Origin of the sequence: Pseudoalteromonas sp. BSi20652, assembly GCF_000239855.1 — a bacterium.
GTDB lineage: Bacteria > Pseudomonadota > Gammaproteobacteria > Enterobacterales > Alteromonadaceae > Pseudoalteromonas.
In genome coordinates this window covers 1-6,459 of the sequence record NZ_BADT01000035.1, presented here as the reverse complement: position 1 = coordinate 6,459, position 6,459 = coordinate 1, and the positions used below count along the sequence as shown (strand labels likewise).

Here is a 6,459-nt window from a genome sequence, read left to right as displayed (position 1 = left end):
AAGCCAAAAAACAGGTGAAAACGCAGTTAATTAAGATGAATTTCTGTAATTATTTCTTTATATAATTGTTATACAACTTTTCAAGCGCACCTTCGGTAGTAAGCGAAGAATCTTTACTAATAAAGTGCTTAACCGTACGCGTTACAAAATCAGAGTTTTGCTTATGTAGCTTAGAAAAATCTTTAATAAGTGTATTACCGTCTTTAGCTGCCGTTACTTTGTCATGACGATGACGATATTGGCTCAATGCTTTATTAAAATCACCTTGGTAGTCTTCAACTAAAATTTTATAAAAGTCACTTTTTTGAACATTTAAATCGTTAATGCAGTAATTTAACGCCTCTTTAAAGTCGGTAAATATCATGCCTTCTACATCAAACTCTTTTGTTTTTTCACGTACTGCTACTTTGGCATCTTCTGTGGCATAGCTAAAACCCGTAAAGGCTAAACGCTCAGCGGCTTCTTTTCCTAATTTCATACCCGCTGCAATACTATGGGCAAACTCATCGCTCATATCGCCAAGTTCGCTTTCTTCCCACATATTATAAACGCGTAGTGGTTTAGCATATTTATTTGAGAGCTTTTTTTTAAGCTTGGTAAAGCGCTCATCAATCGTCATCAGTCTTTCGTTATGTAAAAGTGCATGGCACTCATAACACGCAGGAATAGATATAAAGTCAGCCTCTTCACCTAAATCAACAATGCTTTGTAGCATATGCAGTGGCGGGCAATGATCGCGCTCTGTCGCTTCACAGCCACAATAAAAACACTGATTAAAATGCTGCTGATCGCACGCGTATGCTTGCTGATAATAACTGGCTAACGTTTTGCTCACCGTTGCTCCTAAAAAACACGACTAAATTATGGGGGCGATAATAGCAGCCTGAAAAAATAAGTTATACCAATTGTATTAAATTAATCATCTATTATTACGCTAAGAAGTAGCGCAATAATAGGGCGAAATTATGACGTGTAGTTATTATCTAATTGCTCCATGCATTGCTCTACCTAATGCATCGATGGCGTCGTACACAAATAACTTTTAACGCAGTAAGTGCGCTATTTAATGCAATAGAATGATTGTGCTTTTAATTGGTATCAGTAGCTAGATTTAAATAACGGCTGCAATTAAACCAAATAAACCACCAAACACACCACCCCACACAACAAGCCAGCCTAAGTGCTCGCGGATCATGGTTTGAATAATCTCTTTAACCATTTTTGGGGTAAGCTCATCTAAGCGCTCATCAACTAGTTTAAGCACCGTTTTATGTAGGCTCTGTGCGCTATTACCTTGTGAGAGTGTTTGGCTTACTAATGCTTTAAAGTCGTCAGTTTGGGAAATCTCACTAAGCGACAATTGCATTTTTTCAATAAACTTTTCACGCATTGGCTCTATTGCTGCTGTGCCGCCAAACATACCTAACATGCTACCAAACTGTGACTGCTCTATTACCTCTAACAAATTGTCGAATGCGGGGTTTAAATCAACATTACTAATTATTGGCTCAAAGTCGATATTGGGCTGCGCTTTGTTTAGCAAATTATTAATTTTTTGCTCTGAAAAAAACTCCGTTAATATTAGGTTTCGTATAGCTACTTTAAAGCTTTCAAACTTAAGCGCTATAACGCCTGAGCCATATAAAAACGGGACTTTTTCGAACAACATATGAATAGCTAATAAATTAGTTACCGCGCCAGAAAGTGCAAATAAACCAACTGATAACACAATTGCTTGGTTAAACATAAAACCTACAACAACACATAAACCCGCTAGCAAATTGGTTATTAAACTTTTGTTTCATTTTTACTCCATTACAGTAAGTGTAATTTTTATGCAATATAGTCATTAATTTTACAACGTTTAGATTGTTAAATTAATACCTTTTTGCCATAGTTTAAGTATCTGTTTAAAAGGCGAGCAATTGTTATGTGGAAAACAGCAAATGAGCACATCAGCCAAGCTATTAGTTTTGACTTTAAACACACCTATAAACGCCAATTACAAAGTACAAATACCGACAAACTATTTCATATTACCAATGGTACGCATAACTTCTTCGTTAAAATAGCATTAAAAAGCGAACTCGAGCGTTTAGAAAGTGAATTTATTGGCTTAAAGCTTTTAGCGCAAAATAGTAATTTTAAAGTCCCTGAATGTATTACAACCGGTGCAAATATAGAGTTTTCGTTTATTGTTTTACAGTGGCTTGTTCTTGATAAACAACCCCACAACACGTGGGAAACTATGGGAAGCAGCCTCGCTAAAATGCATCAAAAACATGACCAAGCCATGTTTGGTTTTGATATTGATAATTACTTGGCAACCACAGTACAGCCAAATAGATGGCATAAAAAGTGGGATGTATTTTACGCCGAAGAGCGTATAGGGTGGCAATTACAGTTACTCGCTAAAAAAGGCATTAACTTTATTGAACCCGAACGCTTAATTAATGCCGTAAAAGAGCAACTACATAGTCATCAAGTTGAGCCCTCATTACTGCATGGCGATTTTTGGCGTGGAAATATAGGATTTTTAAAAGCAAAACCCACAGTATTTAATCCTGCTTGTTATTATGGTGATCGGGAAGTAGATATTGCAATGAGCGAACTATTTGCGCCACTGCCAAAAGACTTTTATAGCGCCTATAACGCGCACTACCCGCTTTCTCAAAATTACGAAAAACGTAAGTTAATATATCAGTTATACCCCATTTTAAATCATGCCAATATTTTTGCCGGTCACTATCTTACTGATGCTAAACAACATATAGAAAAGCTTATGCAATAAGTGCAAATAAACTGTCATAACACGCCAAACAGACTATATTTAAAGGGTTTTAAGGAGTTCAGTTTTACGTGATTAAGCTGTGGTTAGAATAAAATAAATTTCAAACTCTGCTTAAGCTATCTGTAATTGGAGTGATTATGAAAGACTTTTTATCACAACGTATAACATGCCCACACTGTGGCCACCACATACATTTAGACTTAGACGCAAGCATGGGCGATCAAGACTACATAGAAGATTGCACTGCCTGCTGCAACCCCATTCATTTAAATATGCATATAGATCATGCAAACAATAAATTAGAGCTACACGTAGACAGTGACGACGAACAAATATTTTAAGCCTGATGGCGTAAGTAGTTCTCTACCGTATTTACAATAGTGTAAGTTTGCTGATCAACTTCAATATTAAACTTGTCACCCACTTGCGCTGCACCAATGTTTGTAATGGCGAGCGTTTCCGGAATTAGGTGTAACCAAAAACCTTGTTCATCAACTTCGCCCACGGTTAAGCTTGCGCCATTTATCGCAACAAAGCCTTTATATAACACATACTTTTGCCACTCTTTTGGCAGGGTTAGTTGTATTTTGCAGTTATTCTCAAGCTTCACTATTTGAGAAATTTGTGACGTACAATGGATATGCCCAGACACTATATGCCCACCTAGCTCAGTACCAAACGTAACAGAGCGTTCGTAATTCACTAAACTACCTAGCTCAAGCAAGCCTAAATTAGTTAACTTTAGGGTTTCGTCAATCACATCAAAATGCACTTGCGCCACCACATCATGATTACTTAGCTCAACTTGCACCACTGTTAAACAACAGCCATTAATAGCAATACTTGCGCCTAAATCCAAATGCTTAACGTACTCATCGCTCACCGATACAACTAAGCGTAAAACACCGTCTGTTTGAGTTTTAGAGACCACCGTAGCTTGCGTTTGCACTATTCCTGTAAACATAAAATCACTTTAAATTATTACAAAGTGCTAGTTTAACGTATCAACTCATAAAATCATTCACTCCTGTGATTTTTATTTAAACCCCAATAGACTACAATTACGCCCTACTTTATCAACTAGCTGTTTTTATGACCTTTTGCAATTGGGAAGCCAAGCGTTTACTTTCCCTCGCTTTACCTGTTTTTTTAGCGCAAGTTACCCTTATTTTAATGTCGGTCGTCGACACAATTATGGCTGGCCAAGTTAGCCCTACTGACTTAGCGGCACTTTCTATTGCAACAGGAATATGGAACCCTTTATTACTTGGCCTTCAAGGTATTTTATTAGCGCTTACTGGTATTATTGCGCAGTTTTCGGGCAGTGATGACCGCAAAGGTATTAGCCATTATTTTCAACAAGCGCTTTATTTAACCGCTATTTTGAGCTTTACAGGCTTTGGAATTGCCCATTTAGCAGATGCCATTATTTTTAAGCTCGATACAACGCCTGCTATTGCAAGCCTTGCCATTGACTACATTCACTTTGTAAAATGGGGTGTGTTTGGATTTTTAATTTTTACGGTATACAGAAACGTTACCGAAGGCATGGGGATGACCAAACCCGCCTTTTACATAAGCCTATTAGGTTTAGCCGTTAATATTCCAGTAAATTATATTTTCATAAATGGCTTATTTGGTTTACCTGCTTATGGCGGCGCGGGCTGTGGTATTGCAACAGCCATTGTTTTGACTGTTATGGCAATAGCGCAGGTCACTTACTGCCAAATGAGTAAAAAGTTGATGCTAAAGGCCTGCTTTCATCGTTCGAAAAACCTAATTTTACGACTATTGGTATTATTACTAAGTTAGGTATACCAATTTCACTTGCCACCTTTTTTGAAGTCACTTTATTTGCGTGTATACCCCTATTTATAGCGCATTTAGGTGCAGTAGCTATATCAGGGCATCAAATAGCAGCCAGTGTAACTACATTGCTGTTTATGATGCCGCTGAGCCTATCAATCGCAATTAGCATTCGTATAGGTAACTTATACGGCCAAAATAACATGACTCAATTAAAAGTCGCGGTTTCAACCAGCTATATTTTAGCCATTACTGTGGCGTTATTTTTAGCGCTTATTACGTTTACCGGTCGTGATTTAATTAGCCAATTATATACCGACAGCTCCGCTGTAATGGCCCTGGCTTCATCAATTATGATTTTAGCGTGTATCTACCAACTACCTGATGCACTGCAAGTTGCTGCAAATGGCATACTTCGTGGGTTAAAATACACCACGCCTATATCGTATATTACGTTTATATCGTATTGGTTAATCGGCTTTTGTTTAGGTTACGTATTGGCAAGAACAGACATAATTGTGCCAGCTATGGGGCCGCATGGCTTTTGGGTTGGAATAATAGTAGGCCTTAGTGTCGCTGCTATTTTATTAATGCTAACAGTAAGAAAGCGCCTAAAATATGAATTGTTTAACAATGATGCACTCAATCAAAACAAATAAACTCAGCCTTAAAACATTAACAGCGGCTTTGCTAGTAATGTGTTTTTTAATGCTTACTGGCTGCAACAAACCACAAAGTAATATAAACGTTACTTATATGGAACGCTTAAGTAGCACAGTTAATGCAAGCCCAACACAGCCTGCGCCACTCAGGCATCTCCCCTTAGTGCGCCCTACCCCAATAGCAAAAAGTGACTTAACACTGAGTATTGTTGAGCTTGCAGGCATTAGCCAATGTAAGCTTAACGTGCTTATAAGTGAGCACAATAACCAACTAGGAAAACCGCCAGCGCTGCTGGGCAATTAAAATATCAAATAGACTTTATTAAAAGTGCGCAGATTTGCTTAAACACGCTTGATAAAAATAGCCCTAGTTACACAAAAATACTCGCTGCCAAAAACTACAAAGAAACACACCTAATGCACTTTTTTAACGCTATGTTATTTAAAGAGCCAGAGCTTAATAAAACATGGCTGTTAACATCAAATGAGCTAAATAGCGAACCCGCCGGTTTTAGCGATACCGTACTAGCGCTGAAACAACTTGTACTCATTAAGCAGCAAATTAAAACTAAAGACTTTAGTAAAATTAATAGCGATTTTATTTTTAGCGCACTCGAGCAGCTTAACAAATTTCAATTTAACCAAGCACTCATTCAATCAGTCCGCAAGCAGGTAGTATTAAATAACAACGCCACACAGTTTGTAAAAACACTAAACTTTAATACGCTGTGCCCAAAGGATAAAAATAATCAAAAAGCAAAAATCATAAGCAACGTATTTCAAAAGTTTTACCTAAAAGAAATTCAGCCCTACCAAGCGCAATTAACTGGTTATCTAGAGACACTACAACCGCTTTATAATGAGCTTTGGTTTAACGAAAATATCTCAAGCCCTCAAATTAACAACTTAGTAAAAATGGGCTCGACAAGTAACTTACTGAACTTACTCAAAAGCTCAGCTAAAAATCATGTAATTTGGTGGCAAAGTTTTTATAAAACGTGTGAAATAAGCCCAATATGAATAAAAAAACGGCAAATAAACTCAAAAACAACAAACTTGCTTGATTCACTAACCGCCACGCTATATATTAGCGGCCGTTGTTAAGCAATTAACACCTACTTAAATAAAGTAATACGACTGTAGCTCAGTTGGTTAGAGCACTACCTTGACATGGTAGGGGTCGGTGGTTCGAATCCACTC

General features: G+C 37.5%; 5 protein-coding genes, 1 tRNA gene and 2 pseudogenes. 5 read left to right on the top strand and 3 right to left on the bottom strand.

Annotated features, from left to right (window positions below; all coding sequences use genetic code 11):
- Positions 1–49 precede the first annotated feature (49 nt).
- Entirely contained in the window at positions 50–835 is a 786-nt protein-coding gene (locus P20652_RS14860) for a hypothetical protein (RefSeq protein ID WP_008166250.1), read from the bottom strand.
- A 276-nt stretch (positions 836–1,111) separates the two neighbouring features.
- Positions 1,112–1,747, bottom strand: a complete 636-nt coding sequence (locus P20652_RS14865) for a hypothetical protein (RefSeq protein WP_050548191.1) — start codon at positions 1,745–1,747, stop codon at positions 1,112–1,114.
- A 183-nt stretch (positions 1,748–1,930) separates the two neighbouring features.
- Here P20652_RS14865 and P20652_RS14870 point away from each other — a divergent pair, with 183 nt between their 5' ends.
- Together P20652_RS14870 and P20652_RS14875 are read left to right on the top strand one after the other, a co-directional pair.
- Positions 1,931–2,791, top strand: a complete 861-nt coding sequence (locus P20652_RS14870) for a fructosamine kinase family protein (protein ID WP_008166247.1) — start codon at positions 1,931–1,933, stop codon at positions 2,789–2,791.
- Positions 2,792–2,928: 137 nt separating this feature from the next.
- Positions 2,929–3,132 (top strand): CPXCG motif-containing cysteine-rich protein, encoded by a 204-nt coding sequence (locus tag P20652_RS14875; RefSeq protein WP_008166246.1) that lies wholly within the window; start codon positions 2,929–2,931, stop codon positions 3,130–3,132.
- On the opposite strand, the gene P20652_RS14880 is transcribed toward P20652_RS14875, so the two are convergent.
- Positions 3,129–3,755 (bottom strand): riboflavin synthase, encoded by a 627-nt coding sequence (locus P20652_RS14880; protein ID WP_008166245.1) that lies wholly within the window; start codon positions 3,753–3,755, stop codon positions 3,129–3,131. The genes P20652_RS14875 and P20652_RS14880 overlap by 4 nt on opposite strands.
- A 128-nt stretch (positions 3,756–3,883) precedes the next feature.
- Between P20652_RS14880 and P20652_RS17415 the strand changes: the two are divergent.
- The 3 genes and pseudogenes from P20652_RS17415 to P20652_RS17405 all read left to right on the top strand — a co-directional run bounded on the left by P20652_RS17415 (position 3,884) and on the right by P20652_RS17405 (position 6,459).
- Positions 3,884–5,256 (top strand): annotated as a pseudogene (locus tag P20652_RS17415) (MATE family efflux transporter).
- Positions 5,234–6,279: pseudogene (locus tag P20652_RS17410) on the top strand (DUF3080 family protein). Before P20652_RS17415 ends, P20652_RS17410 begins: the two co-directional pseudogenes overlap by 23 nt.
- Before the next feature lie 121 nt (positions 6,280–6,400).
- Positions 6,401–6,459: transfer RNA gene (locus tag P20652_RS17405), tRNA-Val, on the top strand.

What these genes read in the sequence shown, in the direction of transcription:
- P20652_RS14870 (WP_008166247.1), top strand. Translation starts at nt 1,931, where the DNA reads ATGTGGAAAACAGCAAATGAGCACATCAGCCAAGCTATTAGTTTTGAC.
- P20652_RS14875 (WP_008166246.1), top strand. Translation starts at nt 2,929, where the DNA reads ATGAAAGACTTTTTATCACAACGTATAACATGCCCACACTGTGGCCAC.
- P20652_RS14865 (WP_050548191.1), bottom strand. Translation starts at nt 1,747, where the DNA reads ATGTTTAACCAAGCAATTGTGTTATCAGTTGGTTTATTTGCACTTTCT.
- P20652_RS14880 (WP_008166245.1), bottom strand. Translation starts at nt 3,755, where the DNA reads ATGTTTACAGGAATAGTGCAAACGCAAGCTACGGTGGTCTCTAAAACT.